This window comes from Nostocoides sp. HKS02 (genome assembly GCF_009707485.1).
GTDB lineage: Bacteria > Actinomycetota > Actinomycetes > Actinomycetales > Dermatophilaceae > Pedococcus.
Genome location: NZ_CP046121.1, coordinates 3,100,992 through 3,118,967, shown reverse-complemented (window position 1 = coordinate 3,118,967; position 17,976 = coordinate 3,100,992). Strand labels below are relative to the sequence as shown.

The window sequence follows — 17,976 nt, the reverse complement described above, 5'->3', positions numbered from 1 at the left end:
CCCCAGTGCAGATCACCGACACGACCGTCGCCCTCGTCACCGGCGGCGCATCCGGGCTCGGCGGCGCCACCGTCCGCCGACTCCACGCCGACGGGGCTGCCGTGGTCATCGTCGACCTGCCGTCCTCCCCCGGTGCGGCCCTCGCAGACGAGCTCGGCGACCGGGTCAGGTTCGCCCCGGCCGACGTCCGCGACGAGGCGCAGGTGCAGGCTGCCATCGACACCGCCCGCGAACTGGGCACCTTGCGAATCGTCGTCAACTGCGCGGGAATCGGCACACCTGGCCGCGTCGTGGGCAAGCGCGGGCCGCTGCCGCTCGAGGACTTCGCCACCGTCGTCACCATCAACCTGATCGGCACCTTCAACGTGCTCCGGCTCGCCGCCGCGGCGATGCTCGAGAACGAGCCGCTCGACGGTGACCGGGGTGTCGTGGTCATGACCGCGTCGATCGCCGCCTATGACGGTCAGATCGGCCAGGCCGCGTATGCCGCGAGCAAGGGCGGCGTCGTCGGCCTCACCCTGAGTGCGGCGCGCGACCTCGCCGACAAGGCCATCCGGGTGATGACCATCGCCCCCGGGACGTTCATGACGCCGATGCTCGCGGGACTGCCGCCCGAGGCGACCGCAGTGCTCGAGGCGCAGGTCCCGCACCCCTCGCGCCTCGGCAACCCGGTCGAGTACGCCAGCCTCGTGGCCCACGTCGTGGACAACCCGATGCTCAACGGCGAGGTCATCCGCCTCGACGGCGCGCTGCGCATGCCCCCGCGCTGAGGGACCTGCCGCAAGGAGCTACCGGACCAGCCGCTCCTCAGCGATGCTGTTGCCGCCGTCGACGACGATGAGCTGACCGGTCACGTACGCCGCACCCGGGCTCGCCAGCCAACCGATCGCCGACGCCACCTCATCTGGAGCGCCGGATCGGCCCAGCGGCGTGACCTGCGCCTCGACCCGCTCGCTCTCGGTCTGGCTGCCCGTGGCGATCCACCCGGGCGCCACGGTGTTGACGGTGACCCCGTGCCGCGCCTCGTCGACGGCCATGGCCCTCGCCAGCCCCAGCATCCCCGCCTTGGCCGCCGCGTAGGCCACCTCGCCGCGCATCGCCATCACCGGGCCGGTGACGCTGGCCACCATGACGACCCTGCCCGCGCCACTGCTGCGTAGCTGCGGCAGCGCCGCCCGGCTCACGAGGTATGCCGTGTCGAGGTTGCGCCGCAAGGACGCGTTCCACCGCTCGGGGGTCGTGCCAAGCAGGTCGCCCTCGAGGTAGTCGGGGTCGCTGGTCGACACCATCCCGGCCGCGTTGACGAGGATGTCGAGCCGACCGAACTCGCCGTACGCCTGCGCGACCAGGGCGTCTGCGTCAGCCTCGAGGGTCAGGTCGCCGACCCACCCGCGCGCGTCGGTCCCTGCGTCCTCGAGCTCTCGCGCCCGGTCGTGCACCCGGCCAGTCGTGGCCGCCACCACCACCTTGGCGCCGAGCGCACCGAGGTGGCACGCCGCGGCATACCCGATGCCCGTGGGGCTGCCCGCGCCGGTCACCACGGCCACGCGCCCGCTGAGATCGAGGATCCTTGGCAGTGTCATGACGGGCAGTCTGTCAGCGCCGAACCCGGTCGGAGCTCCCATTGCTGGCCCTCAGGGGCGGGTGTAGCGTCCAAAAGTCAGGACAATCCGGGCCGACGACGTCCCCCGCTGGCGAGATTTGCCATCGACCTGGTTCGCACGAACAGCTGCCCCCTCAGCGTCGAGTGCGGCAGCAGTGAGGTCGAAGACATGTCTCGCAGACTCATCACCGCGATCTCGGCTGTGGCCCTCGGCACCTCCATGGCTGCTTGGCAAGTGCCCGCCAGTGCAGGTGTCCAGGCAAGAGCGGGCACCGCGACCCAAGCCACAGCGACCCCCTCCGAGCTCTCCGAGACAACGCGCCTCGCCGACCGCCGCGAGGTGGCCGCGGGCACGAGGGCGTACTCCATCGGTTTCGAGGACGGGGGCTTCTACGCCAACGGCTGGCACATCACCGGCGAGATGGGCGGCGTGTGGACCCCTCCGATGAAGATGCTCGACGGCGTCTGGTTCGGGGTCGACGGCCAGTGGCTCGGCGCGGCCACGAAGTTCACCAGCGGCTGGGGTTACACCCACTACGACTTGCCCAGCACGACGTCCGGGCTGCAGGTCCAGCGCACGGACTTCGTCCCCGACGGCACCCGGGCGGCGCTGTTCGGCATCACGGTCACCAACCCGGGTGCGGCGCGGACCACGTCCCTGTCGGTCGACGCGCACTCCGAGCTCATGGGCCAGTACCCCTGGGGCTTCTCCACGACGCCCAACGCCAAGGACAACCTGCCCGACTCGGGCTCCTTCGACGGCAAGAACCTCGTGTTCACCGACGACGGCCACCTGCCCGGCACTCCTGACCACCACTACGCAGCGCTCGTGGGCACGGCGGCCACTCCTGACTCCCACGCGCTCGGGCAGGGGTTCTGGGGTCCGCGCTCGGGCCACGTCTGCACCGGCACCGAGCCCGGCGCGCCGGCGGAGCCCAAGCCGTCACAGTGCGACGACGGACCGTTCGGTCGCGGCACCGGCGGCGAGCTGACCTACTCCCTGTCACTGCCTGCCCACGGCTCCACCACGGTGTGGCTGGCAGCCGCCGGCTCCGACGCCGGCACGGCCCAGGCCCAAACCGAGCTCACGAGGGCCCTCGCCGACCCGGCCGGCCAGCTCGCTGCGAAGAAGGCGGCGCGCGCCCAGCTGGCCTCCATGACGCAGCTCTCACTGCCCGGTAACCCGTTGGTGCAGAACGCCATCGACTGGGGAAAGCAGAACATCGCCGACCTCACCCAGACCGCCGACAACCTGCAGATCCGGTGGACCAACCAGGGCAAGCAGTTCCCCGCCGCGCTGGGCACCGTCGCCAAGGCGAGCTGGATCGGCGCCGGCTACCCCGACTACCCGTGGATCTTCGGCACGGACGCCGAGTACACCGCATTCGCCGCTGTCTCGGTCGGTCAGTTCGCGGCCATCGAGGACCATCTACGGGCCTTGCGCGACGTCTCCGACATCCTCAACAACCGCTCGGGCGTGGTCACCCACGAGGTGGTCTCGGATGGGTCGATCTGGTACGGCCATGACTCGCGACAGACCGACGCCAAGGGCGTGACGACCTACGACTTCAACACCGATGAGACGGTGAAGTTCCCCAGTGCCGTGGCCCTGTTGTGGCGGTGGACCGGCGACAACGCCTTCCGCGACGAGATGTACGACTTCACGGTGCGCAACCTGCACTACGTCGTGAACCAGCTCGACGCCGACCACGACGGTTGGCCCGAGGGGCTGGGCAACGTCGAGCGCACCGGGATGGGCCAGGAGAAGCTCGACAACACCGTGTACTTCATCCGCGGGCTCTACGACCTCGCCGACATGGCCCGGTCCAAGCGCGACGGCGCAACCTACGCGTGGGCGACCAACCTCGCCCGCATGCTGAACCAGCGCTTCGACGGCACGTGGTGGTACCAGGCAGCCCAGCAGTATGCCGACTCGCTGAACGACCCGGGCAACGTCCAGTCCTTCCAGAAGCACTGGATCGGGCAGACGCCGATGGAGGCCGAGCTGCGGATCGCGGGTCAGAGCGTGCCCGGTCTCGCACCGTTCGACCACGGCACTGCGGCGCTCGCCGGTCGTGAGGACCCGTGCTACAGCGGCACCCCGCCATTCAACCCCGGGCTGTTCCACACCGCCTGTGGTGGTGGGCCCGAAGGCAAGGGTGAGAGGGTCATCTTCGGCCTGACCACCTCGATCCAGTCGATCGGCGAAGGCAACTACGGACGGCTCGGGGCGACCCAGCAGGGTCGGTACCTCCAGGCGCTGGCCGAGCCGATGTTCAGTGAGCCCGCCACTAACGGCACTCCCGACGAGCAGCCGGGCGCGATGCCGGAGATCTTCCCCTCGCCCGACCAAGGCGCCAACATCGACCGGTGCTGGACCTGTCGCTCGATGTTCATGCAGGCCTGGGGCAACTACGGCACTGCCTGGGCGGTCGTGCACCAGTGGCTCGGTGTGCAGCCTGACCTCGGGAACCAGCTCGTCGCGTTCGTCCCCCAGGTGCCCGACGGGCAGAGCACCGTGCAGGGCACGTCGATCCGCCTCGGGGCGGGCACGGGCGACGTCACCGCGACCCACACCGGCAACGTCTACCAGACGGTGATCGACACCCAGCGTGTCGGCGCCCGGACCGTCGTCATCGGCCACACGTTGCCCCGCGGGACCAGCCCGGTGACCGTCGTCCTCGACGGGCGCCAGGTGCACAACTACACGGTGCGCCAGACCAACCGCGGGACGGAGGTCACCATCGCGACGACCGCGGGCGCACACACCCTCACCATCACGACCTAGACAGGAAGCATTTGACCCGGCCAACTCATACTTGGCCGGGTCAACTCTGTTCTAACAGGGCTGACCCACGCCGCGGATGAGCGACACGCAACCACCTGATGAACAGTGAGGTCACGAACAGTGAGGTCACACAGACTGGGCGAACGCGTCCTCGAGGATGTCCAGGCCCTCTGACAGCAGCTCATCGCCGGAGGACAGCGGCGGCAGGAACCGGAACACGTTGCCGAAGGTGCCACAGGTCAGGGTCACCAGGCCCTGCGCATGGCAGGCCTTGTTGATGCGCCCCGTGAGGTCGGCATCGGGAGTCTTGCGCTCGAGGTCCGACACGAGCTCGACGGCCAGCATCGCGCCACGGCCCCGGATGTCGCCGATGACGCCGTACTTGTCGGCGAGAGCCTCGAGGCGCGGACGGAACAGCGCCTCCACGGCGCGCGCCCGCCCGGCGAGGTCGTCGGCCTTCATCGTCTCGATCGCGGCCAGGGCGCTGGCGCAGGCGACCGGGTTCCCGCCATACGTGCCCCCGAGGCCACCGACGTGGATGGCGTCCATGACGTCCGCGCGCCCGGTGAGGGCTGCGAGCGGCATACCACCGGCAATGCCCTTGGCCGTCGTGATGAGGTCGGGCACGACGCCCTCGTGCTCGGACGCGAACCAGTCACCGGTGCGACAGAAGCCGGTCTGCACCTCGTCGGCGATGAACAGGATGCCGTGCTCGCGGCACCAGTCGGCAACGCGCTTCGTGAAGCCGGGCGCTGGCACGATGAACCCGCCCTCGCCCTGGATGGGCTCGAGGATCACGGCCGCCGTGTTGTCCTCGCCGATCTGGGCGTGGACGTCGGACACGAAGGCCTCGAACGCCTCGTCGGCGCAGCGGTCGGGACCGGTGGGCCAGCGGTACGGGTAGGCCATCTGCGCGCGGTAGATCTCGCTGGCGAAGGGGCCGAAGCGGTGCTTGTAGGGCATGTTCTTCGCGGTCAGGGCCATCGTCAGGTTGGTGCGCCCGTGGTAGGCGTGGTCGAAGGCGACGACGGCCTGGCGCCCGGTGAAGTGGCGGGCGACCTTGACGGCGTTCTCCACCGCCTCCGAGCCGGAGTTGAACAGTGCCGAGCGCTTCTCGTGCTCGCCGGGGGTGACCTCGGCGAGAGCCTCCGCGACCTCGAGGTACTCCTCGTAGGGCGTCACCATGAAGCAGGTGTGGGTGAAGTCGTTGATCTGGGCAGTGACGGCGTCGATGACCCGCTGGTTGCCGTTGCCGACCGTGGTGACGGCGATGCCCGAGCCGAAGTCGATCAGCTGGTTGCCGTCGACGTCGCGCAGGATGCCCCCGGCGGCCTGCTCGATGTAGACCGGGAGCCCGGTGCCCACGCCCGCAGAGACCGAGGCCAGCTTGCGCCGCTGGAGGGCCTCGGACTTCGGGCCGGGGATGCTGGTGGCCAGGACGCGCTTCTGCTCGAGCATAGGGCGAGCATAGTTGCGGCCCGACCTGACCGCGATGGGGTAGGTCGTCCCGGCTCAGCCGAGCCCGGCCATGAGGTACGGGGCCAAGGACACGGCGAACTGGTTCGTCATGTGGTCGAAGTCGTAGTACACCGGGACGCCGCCCACGACGGCGTAGCAGGTCGACCGGTCGCAGAAGTACCGGGTGAGGTCGATGAGCTCGACGGGTCGGCCCGAGTCCGCAGCCAGTCGCACGGCCTTGTGCAGGTCGTCGTCGACCACCGCCACCCTGCGCGGGGTCGAGCAGGCGATCGGGTTGTCGGGGTGGATCGACAGGCACTGCGGCCCGTGCTTGCCCCCCGTGGTGGGGATGTCGCTCACTGCGACGACCTTGGTGAACCGCTGCCACTGCCGCCACACGTCGACGAAGCCCTGAGGGCCAGACCCGACGGGCGCGAACACGCTCGCCCGGACGAAGGCCGTCGTGAGAACCATGGCGGGCCGTAGCTGCGCCAGACGGGTGGTCACGCCTTGGGTCCAGACGCGGCAGCCGCCAGGCTCCTCTCGCGGGTGCCCCTCGAACTTCACGATGTCGGCGTTGATCGCCGGGCAGCCGCCGGCATACATCTCGACGAATGCCCAGTTGCGCTGCTTCGCCACCACCTCGAGGGCGTGCCGCCAGTGCTCGGCATGGGAGTCGCCGACCAGGGCGACGGTCTTGGCTGGCGTGCCCTTGCCCCAGTAGCAGCGCAGGGCCGCCGGGAGCCCAGGCAGAGGTCGGCAACCGGCCATGGGCGCCCACGGGGCATCGGTCTTCACCACCGGGGTGAGCGCGGGTGCGGTGAGCGCGGCGGGGCACTGTGCGCCGTCGGCGCGGGCCGCAGCGCCGACGCAGGGCGCCACCCTGCCCTGCGTCAGCGCGGCCAGCTGGTTCTCCTGGTGCTGGACCAGGGCGATGGCACCGCCAGAGCCGGCCGCCAGCACGAGCATGCCCACAACGGCGGCTGACAGCGCCAGCCGCGGGCTGCGGACCAGGGCCGGCGCGAACCGGGTCGCGTCCTCGACGTACCGCTTGCTGAGGTGCGCGAGGACGAGGGTGATTGCGACGATGGCCAGCTTGCTGCGCCACGTCGTGGTGTGTCCGAGCAGGTAGGGGGCGAACACGATGAGCGGCCAGTGCCACAGGTAGACCGAGTAGGACACGTCGCCCAGCCACTGGATCGGACGCCAGCGGAACAGCCCCGTCAGGGGGTCTCGGCGCCCGGTGTCACCGGCGAGGATCACCGCGGCGGTTCCGAGGCACGGCAGCGCCGCGGCATACCCGGGGAAGGGGGTCGCCTCGGTGAAGGTGACGCCGGCGTAGACCACGGCGGCCAGCCCGGCCCACCGGAGCACGAGCGGCAGCGGGCCGGTGGGGACCCATCGGCGCATGCCCAGGACGACGAGCGCCCCCATGCCGAACTCCCAAGCCCGGGTAGGGGTGATGAAGTATGCCGCGGCGGGGTGGGTGGCCGTCGCCCACACGGAGCAGCCAAACGAGGCCACGGTGAGCACGACCAGGGTCACGCCGATGGTCGTCGTCGTTCGGCGCCGCAGCCAGCGTCGGGCGGCCACCACGGACCCGATGATCAGACCGGGCCAGACGAGGTAGAACTGCTCCTCCGCCGACAGCGACCAGAAGTGCTGCACCGTCGATGCGACGTCGTTGGATGCGGAGTAGGTCACGGCCTTGGTGGCCAGGTAGAGGTTCTGGACGTAGAAGGCCGAGGCCAGGATCTCCTTGGCGTTCGCGTCGGCCAGCTCGACGGGGAGCAGCACGGCAGCCGCCACGAGGGACACCGCCAACACCGTGAAGCTGGCGGGGAGCAGTCGGCGGGCGCGGCGTGCGTAGAACGCCGCGAGCCCGAGCCGGCCGGTGGCGTCGACCTCGCGCAGCAGGTGGCTGGTGATGAGGTAGCCAGAGATGACGAAGAACGCGTCGACCCCGACGTAGCCGCCGCCGACGCGGTGCGGCCACAGGTGGAAGAGCACGACGAGCCCGACCGCGAGGGCGCGCAGCGCCTGGATCTCGGGGAGGAAGCCTCGATCGCCGCCACTGACTGAACGGGTGCGAGACACCACGCGGTTGATCCTCCTCACGACGACGCCTGGGACTGGCCTGCTGACCAGGCGGCGGGGAAATGGTAAGGCAGGCGGGCTATGTTGGGCACATGCCGGGGCCCAAGGCGAGTTCTCCAGCGGTGGAAGTCGAGGTCGGCGACCGGGACGTGCGGATCAGCAACCCCGACCGCGTCTACTTCCCGGCCCGGGGTGAGACCAAGCTCGACCTGGTCAACTACTACCTCTCCGTGGGGGACGGGATCGTCAACGCGCTGCGGGAGCGGCCGTGCATGCTGCACCGGTTCCCCGAGGGCGTGGCCGGCGAGAAGGTCCACCAGAAGCGCGTCCCTCAGGGCGCGCCGCCGTGGCTGGAGACCGTGCGGGTGCACTTCCCGCGGTACAACCGCAACGCCGACGAGCTGTGCGTGACCGAGCTCGCGCACGTGATCTGGGCCGTGCAGATGTCGACCGTCGACTGTTCTAAACCGCTCCCGGTGGCCGTCCTACCGCACTCGCTCGACCGGGCGACCGTGCCCTACCAATGGAGGGCCTGCGCGCGGACCTCAACCGACCTCATCTGACTTTCGAGTAGCGCTGCGTTTGGAAGCAGGTTCTGACTACGGTACGCAAATGGGACGAACCGAGAGATGGCCAGAAGCGACCCAGATCAGGCCCGTGTTGAGCAATCCGAAGGCCAACCCAGCCCTGACAGCCGCGCTGCACGAGGCAATGGCGAAGGCTGACCTGCCAGATTCGGGGGTCCAGAATGAGATCATTCAAGCTGCTCGTGAGTTGATCTTCTGGGAGGAAGACGACGGGATTCACTTCGAAGTCATCGGCTTCAGTCTTGATATGGCGACCGGGTGCCTCATGTTAGGGAGGTCGTTTGAGGTTTACGGGTTCGCTAACGATGAAGACGCAAAGCGAACTCTTGCAATCGCGGTTGCCGCTGATGTTCCTATTTACCCCCAGGATGAGTCCAACGTCCAGCGCCTTGTCGAACTTTACGAATCGCTTTTCACAGACGGCATCAAAGTCCCGGACGGGGAAGGAAACGAGGTGACGCTGCTCCCGAGATTCAAAGCCGCACATAGCGTCGAGGCAACTGGCATGGCCAACGCGAACGCCAGGTTCCAACCCGCCGATCTCTACATGAGGGAGCATTCCTATCAGGAGCGACTTCGCCAACTCGTCGAGGCCGAGCGAGTCGTCACAAACCTCCGGCACGCGATCCGTGCGTTAGAGGTCGAGTTAAATAGGGGCGTCCGGGATGAGAATGCCCTTCAACGCATACTTACGGAGCGGCCCAGTCTTCTAGGCATTGAGTACCGCCAGATACTTCCGAAGCACTCCCTTGGCGGAGAGTATGAACTTGACTACGCGGCCGTAACCAACAATGGCTTCGTGCACTGCATTGAAATCGAGCCAAGTAGTCTTTCGCTGTATTCCAAGGCCGGGAACCCGCGCGCAGAACTGGTGCACGCTGAGCAACAAGTCCTTGACTGGCTGGACTGGCTCGATCGTCACTCCGAGTACGCCGCCTCGAAACTCCCGACGTTGCTGCGGCCAACGGGTACCGTCGTAATTGGAAGGCGTCCCGACCTAAGTGATGCAGACGTCAAGCGCCTCGAGCGCCGGAACGCGGCATGGGGCGGCACACTGCGGGTTCTCACATACGACGACCTCCTGGAGCAAGCGCGAGCGATCCTGCTCTGGCTGACTGGAGGTTTCGGTCATGAGAATGATCTCCGGGAAGGGACCCCCGAGACCCGTTCGCAAGTTTGAGTCGACTTAACAGGAGCGGGGGCGGAGACATCGATTCGCATAGCGTTAATAGCGCCGGTTGGCGAGTCGTTCAGAGTGTGCGGAATCCTTGGGGCCAAGTTCCGATGACCGGCGGCGGCCGAGCACTATCCCCAGCCGCCGAGGAATACTTTGATCGGCTGCTGACGGAGGCGGGGAGGGCCGACTCGCCGAGCCGCCGCCATCATTACGTGCCACGCACATATCTGCGGCAATGGGCCTATGACGAACGGCGCATTTGGGCGCTGAACACGTCCACTGGCATCGCGAAGCCATTGGGTATTTCGGATGTCTGCGTGAAGGAGAATTTCCACCGCGTCGTTGGGCCCGACGGCCCTCACAACCGAGTTGAATTAATGTTCGGCGTCGTCGATTCCGAATTGCGCCGAGTTCAAAGCGTGCTGCTCAGACTTAGCGATCCAGACGACCTGTCATTTGACGATTACATGGCACTCGGCGTAACCATGGCCGTCCAGCGAATGCGGACGCTCCAGCAGCGACGCTTGCACCAACAGCAGGCGGCCTGGCTCGAAGCCCAAAACCCCAACGACTTCCAAAGGCTGCAAGATACCCCGAACAACCCCCATCTTGTCGCGGGATTTCATACTGAGACCCTCTTCCGAGCCATGTGGGAGGCCGCCGATGTCCTAACGGGCCGCCAACTCGAGATATGGGACGACTCGCAGGGACGGATCGTCACCTCGGACGTACCAGTGGTTGTTCCGTTCCGCGCTGGCGCGCGCCCCAACCTCCTGGCCGCCCCCCAAATCTTCTGGCCGATCAGCCCGGACCGGGTAGTTGTCCTCTCCAACGAGGATCGTGGCGAGAAGGCGGTCTTCCGAAGGGTCACGGCGGCGATGGCAGCGGCCCTCAGGGGCCATGTCATTCAGGGGCGGGAACAGATGATCTTCGCAGGCGAGAGCCAACTCCGCTACCTGCCGGTCGGCAAGACGCTCCCTCGCCGTGCCCAGGCACGTCTGCGCTGTTCCCAATGGTCGCCGCAAGGTGAGTACGTGCCGCCACCTGGATGCGTAGTCGAATGGACGGACGGTTACGGAGCGACGCCAGACGTGCAGCTTTGCGACCAAGGGTGGCATCGCAACGCGCCCGGAATGCTGGATTACATATGAACCGATGACATGCCCCAGTGCGTCGACTGGCGATCTATGCCGGAAAGAGGTCCCTCGCACGCACGGCGAGCGCCTCAGCCAGCGCATAGATGTTCTTCAGGCTCACGTTGCGTTCGCCGCGCTCGACAGACCCGACGTAAGTCCGATGGACACCTGCGCGCTCGGCTAAGACTTCCTGTGACCAGCCACGTTCCTCACGGAGTTCCCGCACTCGCGCCCCGAAGTCGACCAAGCGAGGCTCGCGGGTAGAGGGAGGCACGCCCAGAGGTTGCCAACGTGCATCTCTTGAGTCGACAGACTATAAGTAGCATCCTGCTTGCATGACCAAATGGGTTCAACGGAGACGAGGTTGCGGGCCGCCGCCCCTGGAGACCGGACCTGACTTGCCAACCAAGGAGGAAGCATGGGCCGAGTTCTGGGACATCCTGGTCCCAGCGCTCGTCCAAGCACATCGTCGCGGAGAACTCCCGCAGGACCCTGTCGAGTACGCCGCCCTCAGGGCCCAGAGGGAGGAGTCGAGCCGCTCGCGCCTTCAAAAACTTGGATACTGCAGCGCGGACATCAGGGCCTGGTTGGCGGCCCAAGGCCGCCCGGTTCATCGCGTGGGTCGGTTGTCCAACGACTTGCTCGCTGAATACGAGGAGGCGATGGGTCACTCGGTCTCGAAGTCCGCGCCCACCGATGCCCAGCCACCGTAAGGGGAACCCGGCTATGTTGGCCCCGTGGCCGGATCCAAGGGCTCTCCCGCTGTAGACATCGAGGTCGGGGAGCGTGACGTGCGAATCACCAACCCCGACCGCGTCTACTTCCCCGCTCGGGGTGAGACGAAACTCGACCTCGTTAACTACTACCGATCGGTGAGCGACGGGATCGTCAACGCGCTGCGTGATCGGCCGTGCATGCTGCATCGCTTCCCTGAGGGGGTCACGGGCGAGAAGGTGCACCAAAAGCGCGTGCCGCAGGGCGCGCCGCCATGGATTGAGACGGTGCGGGTCAAATTCCCCCGATACAACCGCACAGCCGACGAACTATGTGTCACCGAAATTGCACAAATTGCGTGGGCTGTGCAGATGAGCACCGTGGAGTTCCACCCCTGGAACTCACGCCGTGCCGACGTCGAGAAGCCCGACGAGTGGCGCATCGACCTCGACCCCGGGCCGGCCTGCCCGTGGTCGAGGGTGCAACGCGTGGCGCACGTGGCCCACGAGGTGCTCGACGAGCTCGGCGCCGTGGGGTGGCCGAAGACCAGTGGCGGCTCCGGAATGCACATCTACGTGCGCATCGCGCCGGAGTGGGGTTTCAAGGACGTTCGCCGCGCGGCCCTGGCATTCGCTCGAGAGGTGGAGCGGCGGATGCCCGACGACGTCACGACGACGTGGTGGCGCAAGGACCGCGACCCTGCCGACCTGTTCGTCGACTACAACCAGAACGCCCGGGACCACACCATCGCCAGCGCGTACTCGGTGCGCGGCAACCCCGAGGGCACGGTGTCGACCCCCATCCAGTGGTCGGAGGTCGACGACGTGACGCCGGGCGACTTCACGATCGCCACCGTTCCCGCTCGGTATGCCGAGCTGGGCGACCTCCACGCCGGCATCGACGATGCGGTCTTCTCCATCGATCCCCTGCTGGAGTGGGCGCAGGGGGACGAGAAGGCCGGGGCCGAGGAACCGCCCGACCCCGCAGAGGCGGGCTGAAACTCACGCCACGACCGCATCTGCGGATCTATGCTTCACTCTGTGACGCAACTACGGATTAGGGATGCCGCTTCCTTCCTGGGGGTCAGCGACGACACCGTGCGCCGGTGGGTGGACAGCGGGGCGCTCCCCGCCGAGGCCGACGACGCCGGTCGCAAGGTCGTCGACGGCTATCAGGTCGCCCTGCTGGCGCGCGACCAGGCGCGCACCGCCACCGACCCGACAGGCGTGGGCCGGTCGGCGCGCAACCGGTTCGTCGGACTGGTCACCGACATCGTCCAGGACAAGGTCATGGCGCAGGTCGAGATGCAGTGCGGGCCGTTTCGGGTGGTGTCGTTGATGAGCAGCGAGGCAGTCCGCGACCTCGGGCTAGAGCTGGGCTCGGTGGCCATCGCGGTGGTCAAGTCCACCACGGTCATCGTCGAGACGGCCGAGGGCGTGTCATGACCCGCCGTCTCGCGGCGATGACCGCCGTCGCGTCCCTGAGCTTGGTGTTCGGCACGTCCGCGTGTGCGGGATCGAGCGGGTCGAGCGCCTCTAGCGGGTCGGGGTCGAGCACGTCAGGGTCCGCCGCGGTGACCGGTGAGCTCACGGTGTTCGCGGCGGCCTCGCTCAAGAAGACCTTCACCAGCATCGGCGCCGCGTTCGCCAAGGCCCACCCGGGCGCCAGGGTCATGTTCAGCTTCGCCGGGTCATCCGACCTGGTGGCCCAGCTCCAGCAGGGTGCTACCGCCGACGTGTTCGCCTCAGCCGACACGGCAAACATGGCCAAGGCAGTCCGCGACTCCCTCACCGCCGCTCCCCCAGTGGCGTTCGCGACGAACACGCTCGAGATCGCCGTGCCGCCCGACAACCCTGCCAAGGTCACCGCACTGGCAGACCTCGCGAAGCCTGGGGTCAAGGTCGTCCTGTGCGCGCCCGTCGTGCCGTGCGGCTCGGCGGCGGCCAAGGTGGAGGCGGCGGCCGGCATACGGATCAGGCCGGTGAGCGAGGAGCAGTCCGTCACCGATGTCCTCGGCAAGGTGAGCTCGGGCGAGGCCGATGCGGGACTCGTCTACGTCACCGACGTCAAGGCGGCTGGGTCGACGGTCCACGGTGTGCCGTTCGCCGACTCGTCGAGAGTCGTGAACACCTACCCCATCGCGCCGCTCAAGAGCAGCCGGAACGCCGCCCTCGCCCAGGCCTTCGTCGATGCGGTGACCGGCGAGCTGGGTCAGCGGGTGCTGGCCACCGCGGGGTTCGGCAAGGCCCCGTGACGCTGACCCGCACGACGACTGGGGAGCTGACCCGGGCCCCACGGCTCGGCTTGCCTTCGTGGGTCTTCCTGCCGGCCGCGCTCGGCGGCCTGTTCGTCGCCCTGCCGCTGGTCGCGATGCTGACGCGGGTCGACTGGGCACGGTTCGGCGCCCTGATCTCGAGCGACTCCTCGCGGGCTGCCCTCGCGCTGAGCCTGCGCACCTCGGTCGCCAGCACCCTCCTGTGCGTGCTGTTCGGCGTCCCCATGGCCTTGGTGCTGGCGCGGACGAGCTTTCGTGGGCAGTCCGTCGTCCGTTCGCTGGTGCTGTTGCCCCTCGTGCTGCCTCCCGTCGTCGGCGGCATCGCCCTGCTGTACACGTTCGGGCGACGTGGGCTGCTGGGGCACACCATCGAGGTACTCGGCCTGCAGATCGCCTTCTCCACGACTGCCGTGGTCATGGCGCAGACCTTCGTCGCACTCCCGTTCCTCGTGGTGAGTCTCGAGGGCGCACTGCGCACCGGCGGGCAGCGCTTCGAGGAGATCGCTGCAACCTTGGGGGCGAGCCCGACCAGGGTGTTCCTCCGGGTCACACTGCCGTTGGTCGCGCCGGGGTTGGCCTCGGGTGCAGTCCTCGCTTTCGCCCGCGCCCTCGGTGAGTTCGGCGCCACGATCACGTTCGCCGGCAGCCTGCAAGGAGTCACCCGGACCCTGCCGCTCGAGATCTACCTCCAACGCGAAACCGACCCGCAGGCAGCGGTGGCGCTCTCGCTGCTCCTGGTCGCCATCTCCGTCCTGGTCATCGGGCTGACGAAGCGTGCCAGGTGGGCGTTGTGAGCCTCAACGCCCACCTGCGACTCGCCACGAGAGATCTTGAGGTCACGCTGGCGGTCCAGCAGGGGCGGACCGTCGCGGTGCTCGGCCCCAATGGCGCGGGGAAGTCCTCCTTGCTCGGCTGCATCGCGGGACTGCTCCGGCCGGACGCGGGACGGATCGACCTCGACGGCCGAGCGTTGTACTCCGACGAGGGCGTCTGGGTGCCGGCCCACCGGCGCGGAGTCGCCCTCCTGGCCCAGGAGCCGCGGCTGTTTCCTCACCTGTCCGCAGCAGACAACGTGGCCTTCGGCCTGCGCAGCGCTGGTATGCCGCGTGCCCAGGCTCGCGATCGGGCGGCGCACTGGCTCGGCGAGGTGGGCGCCAGCGAGCTGGCGGACCGCCGGCCGCATCAGCTCTCCGGCGGCCAGGCGCAACGGGTGGCTGTTGCACGGGCGTTGGCGACCGACCCACGACTCCTGCTTCTCGACGAGCCGTTGTCGTCGCTCGACGTCGAGGCCACGCCCGCCGTGCGCCAGCTCCTGCGGCGGGTCCTGGCTGGCCGCACCACCGTGCTGGTCACCCACGACATCCTCGACGCCGTCCTCCTGGCTGACGAGGTGGCGGTGGTCGACCAGGGCCGGGTCGTCGAACATGGGCCGACGACCCAGGTGCTGACCCGGCCGACCAGCGCCTTTGCGGCACGCAGCGCCGGACTGAACCTCGTGCGCGGCACCGCAGACCGGTCGGCCGTCGTCACCTCGGCCGGTCTGCGGGTCGAAGGCCTGCACGACGATCCGCTGGTCGACGGCCAGGCCGCGGTGGCGGTGTTCAGCCCGAGCGCGGTGAGCGTCTTCCGCCAGGCCCCGTCAGGCAGCCCCCGCAACACGATCAGAGCCGTGGTCACCGAACTGGAGCCGCACGGACACCAGATCCGCGTGCGCACGGCATACATCGCCGCCGAGGTGACGCCGGCCGCAGTCGCGGAGCTCGATCTGGTGCCCGGAACACCGGTCGTGCTGTCGGTCAAGGCCAGCGAGGTTGCCGTCTACGCCGCGTGAGATCGCCGCCTCGAGGCGAGCACCGCCCGTGTCACCAGCGCGAGGCCGCCCACGCCGAGCAGGGCCAGCGCGGTGACGACAACCGGCCACGGGGCCGCACCGGTGAATGCGAGGGCCGAACCCGTCACCTCAGCCGCCGCGGAGGTGGTGCTCTGGACGGTCGGCGTCGAGGTCTGCGCGCTGGGAGTGACCGGCGGATGGGTCACCGTCGGCGCAGCCCCCGAGGGCGTCGTCGTCGCGGTGGTACTCGGCGTTGGGCTGGTGCTGGGCGTTGGCCTGGTGCTCGGCGTTGGGCTGGTGCTCGGCGTTGGGCTCGGGGACGGAGTCTCACCCGAGGCCGTCCCGCCACCGTCGGTCCTGGCCAGCTCACTCTGCACCGGCACCGTGACCCCGTTCAGCGTGACGACGCCCGTGTTGGTGTAGCGCGCCAGGGTCGGTTCGGTGATGGCGCTCTGGACGTTGACCTCGGTGTACTCGCCTGCCGGGACGCCCGTCCAAGTGACGCTCAGGCTCGTCGGGCTGCACACCACCTGCGGCGGATAGAGCCCTGCGTCGCCCGGTTGGATCACAAGTCCGTCCGCGCCCAGCGATCGCCCGATGCGTGGGACGACCGTCGCGCAGTCCAGGGCCAGCCCCGCTTGCGGCGTGTCCGTCAGGGTCACCGTGGTGACGTCGCCCGTCGTGGGCGGCGCCACGATCCGCGATTCCGCCCGCTGCTGGGTCCCGTCACTCCACCAGGTCGTCTTGAACGCCTGGGTGTGGCTGGGGACGCAGTTCTGGGTACACGGGGCACCGGTCTTGATCACCAGCGGGATGACCGTGGACCCGACCGCGAACTGCACGGTGACGTCGTGACCCGTGCCCGCGAGGACGTACTGCGTCGAGAAGGCGCAGTCGCCGTGCACGTTCAGCGGATGGGTGCGCACGAAGTCCGTGAGCGTGAAGGTGACCAGACCGCTCGGGCTGGCCTGGGCAGTGGCGACGACCTCACCGGACGGCGCTTTGAGGGCAAAACTGGACGACCCGAACCAGCGGAGCTCAGGCGGCAGCTGCATCGTAAACGTGTCGCCTGGTGACGAGCCGTCGGGCACCGCCCACGTGCAGGCGATGTCCACCCGGTCGTACTGCTGGGTGTTGGTGGACGTGGTCGTCAGCGAGGTGATTGCGCCGGCGATCACGGACGCGCGGGCCGGCACGGCGAAGACGCAGACGGAAAGGACGGCCAGAGCCACCCCGAGCGCCGCCAACACCCCACCGCGCGGACGCTCGCCGGATGGTCGACGCGAGGCCCGTCCCGCACCCGCGGCAGGCAGAGATGAATGATGCATGGTCTTTCCCCCGTTTGCTGTGGTTTGAATGTGTTCCCCTAGTGGAGGGAGCCCACAGCCACGGAATCGTGACGCGGAGAGTCCAGCTCGTTACGGCAGGAGGCCCCGGCCTCTCACGCGCATCTGCCAGCGTCCGTCATACACGCCGGTGCGAGTCGTCTCCAGAGTGTGAGGTGGTCAGGCGTGTCGTGACCCCTGGCCACCTCACCCGAGAGGGCGACATGCCGGAGCAGCACGGGTTCGGACGCTGGGCACGCCTCACCGGATCTCGGCATCCTCACGGTGACGCGTCGCGTCAGCGAGGGCAGCGCCTTCCGATTCGGCAGCCGCGCCCTTCCATCCGCAGTCGGCGCATGGACCAGCCGCCCACCAGTGGTCGCCGTAGGGTCCGCGCCACCTGCGCACGGTGGTCTCGTGAACGATCCCACCCGGGGTCGCGTCGGCCGCGCTCATCCGTGCCAGCCAGTGCCCGCGGCTACTTGGTGCCTGTCACGACGGACGGGATGCACAGCAGACCATCACCGGATCCGGTGTAGAGGTGGTCGAACTTCACGTCGACCGACTTCCCGGCCTCGAGCACGAAGTCAGCCTGCTTGGTACCGACGACCGTGAAGGACTTGGCCTTCACCACCGCCACCCGGACCTGGTAGGTCAGGGTCGACTTGCCGGTGTTGGAGAGCTTGCCAGTGGCGTTCCACGACTTGTCCGTGGCCTTGCACCTGAAGTCCGAGAGCGATGTCGCCGCGCCCTTGACATTCTTCAGGCTTGTCGAGCTCGCCGATGCCGAGGTGGACGGCGACGAGGTCGAGCTAGGCGAGGATGACGAGCTACTCGAGGGCGAGGACGTGGTGCTCGGTGCAGGCGCGCCCCCTCCCCCTGAGCATGCGCCAAGCGCGAGGGATGCGGCGACGAGGGCGCACCCCATCATGGAGGTACCCGAGCGAAATGAATGAGAATTCACAACCAACCTTCAATCTGTGCT

Annotated in this window: 16 protein-coding genes and 1 pseudogene; 11 read left to right on the top strand and 6 right to left on the bottom strand. The window is 68.3% G+C overall.

The window, feature by feature from the left end:
* Positions 1 to 5: 5 nt before the first annotated feature.
* Positions 6 to 770, top strand: coding sequence for an SDR family NAD(P)-dependent oxidoreductase (locus tag GKE56_RS15040; protein ID WP_154685238.1), 765 nt, complete (start codon positions 6 to 8; stop codon positions 768 to 770).
* A gap of 18 nt (positions 771 to 788) precedes the next feature.
* Here the strand turns inward: GKE56_RS15040 and GKE56_RS15035 are convergent, their stop codons facing one another.
* Positions 789 to 1,583: an SDR family NAD(P)-dependent oxidoreductase gene (locus GKE56_RS15035; protein WP_154685237.1), complete on the bottom strand. Its 795-nt coding sequence runs from the start codon at positions 1,581 to 1,583 to the stop codon at positions 789 to 791.
* A gap of 189 nt (positions 1,584 to 1,772) precedes the next feature.
* Here GKE56_RS15035 and GKE56_RS15030 point away from each other — a divergent pair, with 189 nt between their 5' ends.
* Positions 1,773 to 4,391 (top strand): glycogen debranching protein, encoded by a 2,619-nt coding sequence (locus GKE56_RS15030; RefSeq protein WP_154685236.1) that lies wholly within the window; start codon positions 1,773 to 1,775, stop codon positions 4,389 to 4,391.
* A gap of 126 nt (positions 4,392 to 4,517) precedes the next feature.
* Here GKE56_RS15030 and gabT read toward each other — a convergent pair whose 3' ends face one another.
* On the bottom strand, positions 4,518 to 5,849 hold the full coding sequence (gene gabT, locus GKE56_RS15025) for a 4-aminobutyrate--2-oxoglutarate transaminase (RefSeq protein WP_154685235.1): 1,332 nt from the start codon (positions 5,847 to 5,849) through the stop codon (positions 4,518 to 4,520).
* Positions 5,850 to 5,903: 54 nt separating this feature from the next.
* Positions 5,904 to 7,949: an acyltransferase family protein gene (locus tag GKE56_RS15020; RefSeq protein ID WP_195908156.1), complete on the bottom strand. Its 2,046-nt coding sequence runs from the start codon at positions 7,947 to 7,949 to the stop codon at positions 5,904 to 5,906.
* Positions 7,950 to 8,038: 89 nt separating this feature from the next.
* Here GKE56_RS15020 and GKE56_RS15015 point away from each other — a divergent pair.
* The 3 genes and pseudogenes from GKE56_RS15015 to GKE56_RS15005 form a co-directional block, all read left to right on the top strand.
* Positions 8,039 to 8,404 (top strand): annotated as a pseudogene (locus GKE56_RS15015) (ATP-dependent DNA ligase); the annotation flags it as partial.
* A 154-nt stretch (positions 8,405 to 8,558) separates the two neighbouring features.
* Positions 8,559 to 9,713 carry a Shedu anti-phage system protein SduA domain-containing protein gene (locus GKE56_RS15010; RefSeq protein WP_154685233.1) on the top strand — a complete coding sequence of 385 codons (1,155 nt, stop codon included), beginning with the start codon at positions 8,559 to 8,561 and terminating at the stop codon, positions 9,711 to 9,713.
* 104 nt (positions 9,714 to 9,817) lie between these two features.
* Entirely contained in the window at positions 9,818 to 10,861 is a 1,044-nt protein-coding gene (locus GKE56_RS15005; RefSeq protein WP_154685232.1) for a DUF4238 domain-containing protein, read from the top strand.
* A 34-nt stretch (positions 10,862 to 10,895) separates the two neighbouring features.
* On the opposite strand, the gene GKE56_RS15000 is transcribed toward GKE56_RS15005, so the two are convergent.
* Positions 10,896 to 11,120, bottom strand: coding sequence for a helix-turn-helix transcriptional regulator (locus GKE56_RS15000; RefSeq protein ID WP_154685231.1), 225 nt, complete (start codon positions 11,118 to 11,120; stop codon positions 10,896 to 10,898).
* Positions 11,121 to 11,583: 463 nt separating this feature from the next.
* Here GKE56_RS15000 and ligD point away from each other — a divergent pair, with 463 nt between their 5' ends.
* The 5 genes from ligD to GKE56_RS14970 are packed head-to-tail and all read left to right on the top strand — an operon-like array spanning position 11,584 to position 15,666.
* On the top strand, positions 11,584 to 12,558 hold the full coding sequence (gene ligD, locus GKE56_RS14990; protein ID WP_154685229.1) for a non-homologous end-joining DNA ligase: 975 nt from the start codon (positions 11,584 to 11,586) through the stop codon (positions 12,556 to 12,558).
* Positions 12,559 to 12,600: 42 nt separating this feature from the next.
* A complete protein-coding gene (locus GKE56_RS14985) occupies positions 12,601 to 13,005 on the top strand; it encodes a molybdopterin-binding protein (RefSeq protein ID WP_154685228.1) in 405 nt (134 codons plus the stop codon).
* Positions 13,002 to 13,814, top strand: a complete 813-nt coding sequence (gene modA, locus GKE56_RS14980; protein ID WP_154685227.1) for a molybdate ABC transporter substrate-binding protein — start codon at positions 13,002 to 13,004, stop codon at positions 13,812 to 13,814. Before GKE56_RS14985 ends, modA begins: the two co-directional genes overlap by 4 nt.
* Positions 13,811 to 14,629, top strand: coding sequence for an ABC transporter permease (locus GKE56_RS14975; protein ID WP_230209006.1), 819 nt, complete (start codon positions 13,811 to 13,813; stop codon positions 14,627 to 14,629). Before modA ends, GKE56_RS14975 begins: the two co-directional genes overlap by 4 nt.
* On the top strand, positions 14,626 to 15,666 hold the full coding sequence (locus GKE56_RS14970; protein WP_154685824.1) for a sulfate/molybdate ABC transporter ATP-binding protein: 1,041 nt from the start codon (positions 14,626 to 14,628) through the stop codon (positions 15,664 to 15,666). Before GKE56_RS14975 ends, GKE56_RS14970 begins: the two co-directional genes overlap by 4 nt.
* Here GKE56_RS14970 and GKE56_RS14965 read toward each other — a convergent pair.
* A complete protein-coding gene (locus tag GKE56_RS14965; RefSeq protein WP_154685226.1) occupies positions 15,654 to 16,913 on the bottom strand; it encodes an Ig-like domain-containing protein in 1,260 nt (419 codons plus the stop codon). The two genes, GKE56_RS14970 and GKE56_RS14965, sit on opposite strands and share 13 nt — an antisense overlap.
* A 556-nt stretch (positions 16,914 to 17,469) precedes the next feature.
* On the bottom strand, positions 17,470 to 17,622 hold the full coding sequence (locus GKE56_RS14960) for a hypothetical protein (protein ID WP_154685225.1): 153 nt from the start codon (positions 17,620 to 17,622) through the stop codon (positions 17,470 to 17,472).
* Positions 17,623 to 17,662: 40 nt separating this feature from the next.
* Between GKE56_RS14960 and GKE56_RS14955 the strand changes: the two genes are divergently transcribed.
* On the top strand, positions 17,663 to 17,947 hold the full coding sequence (locus tag GKE56_RS14955; protein ID WP_154685224.1) for a hypothetical protein: 285 nt from the start codon (positions 17,663 to 17,665) through the stop codon (positions 17,945 to 17,947).
* Positions 17,948 to 17,976: the final 29 nt, after the last annotated feature.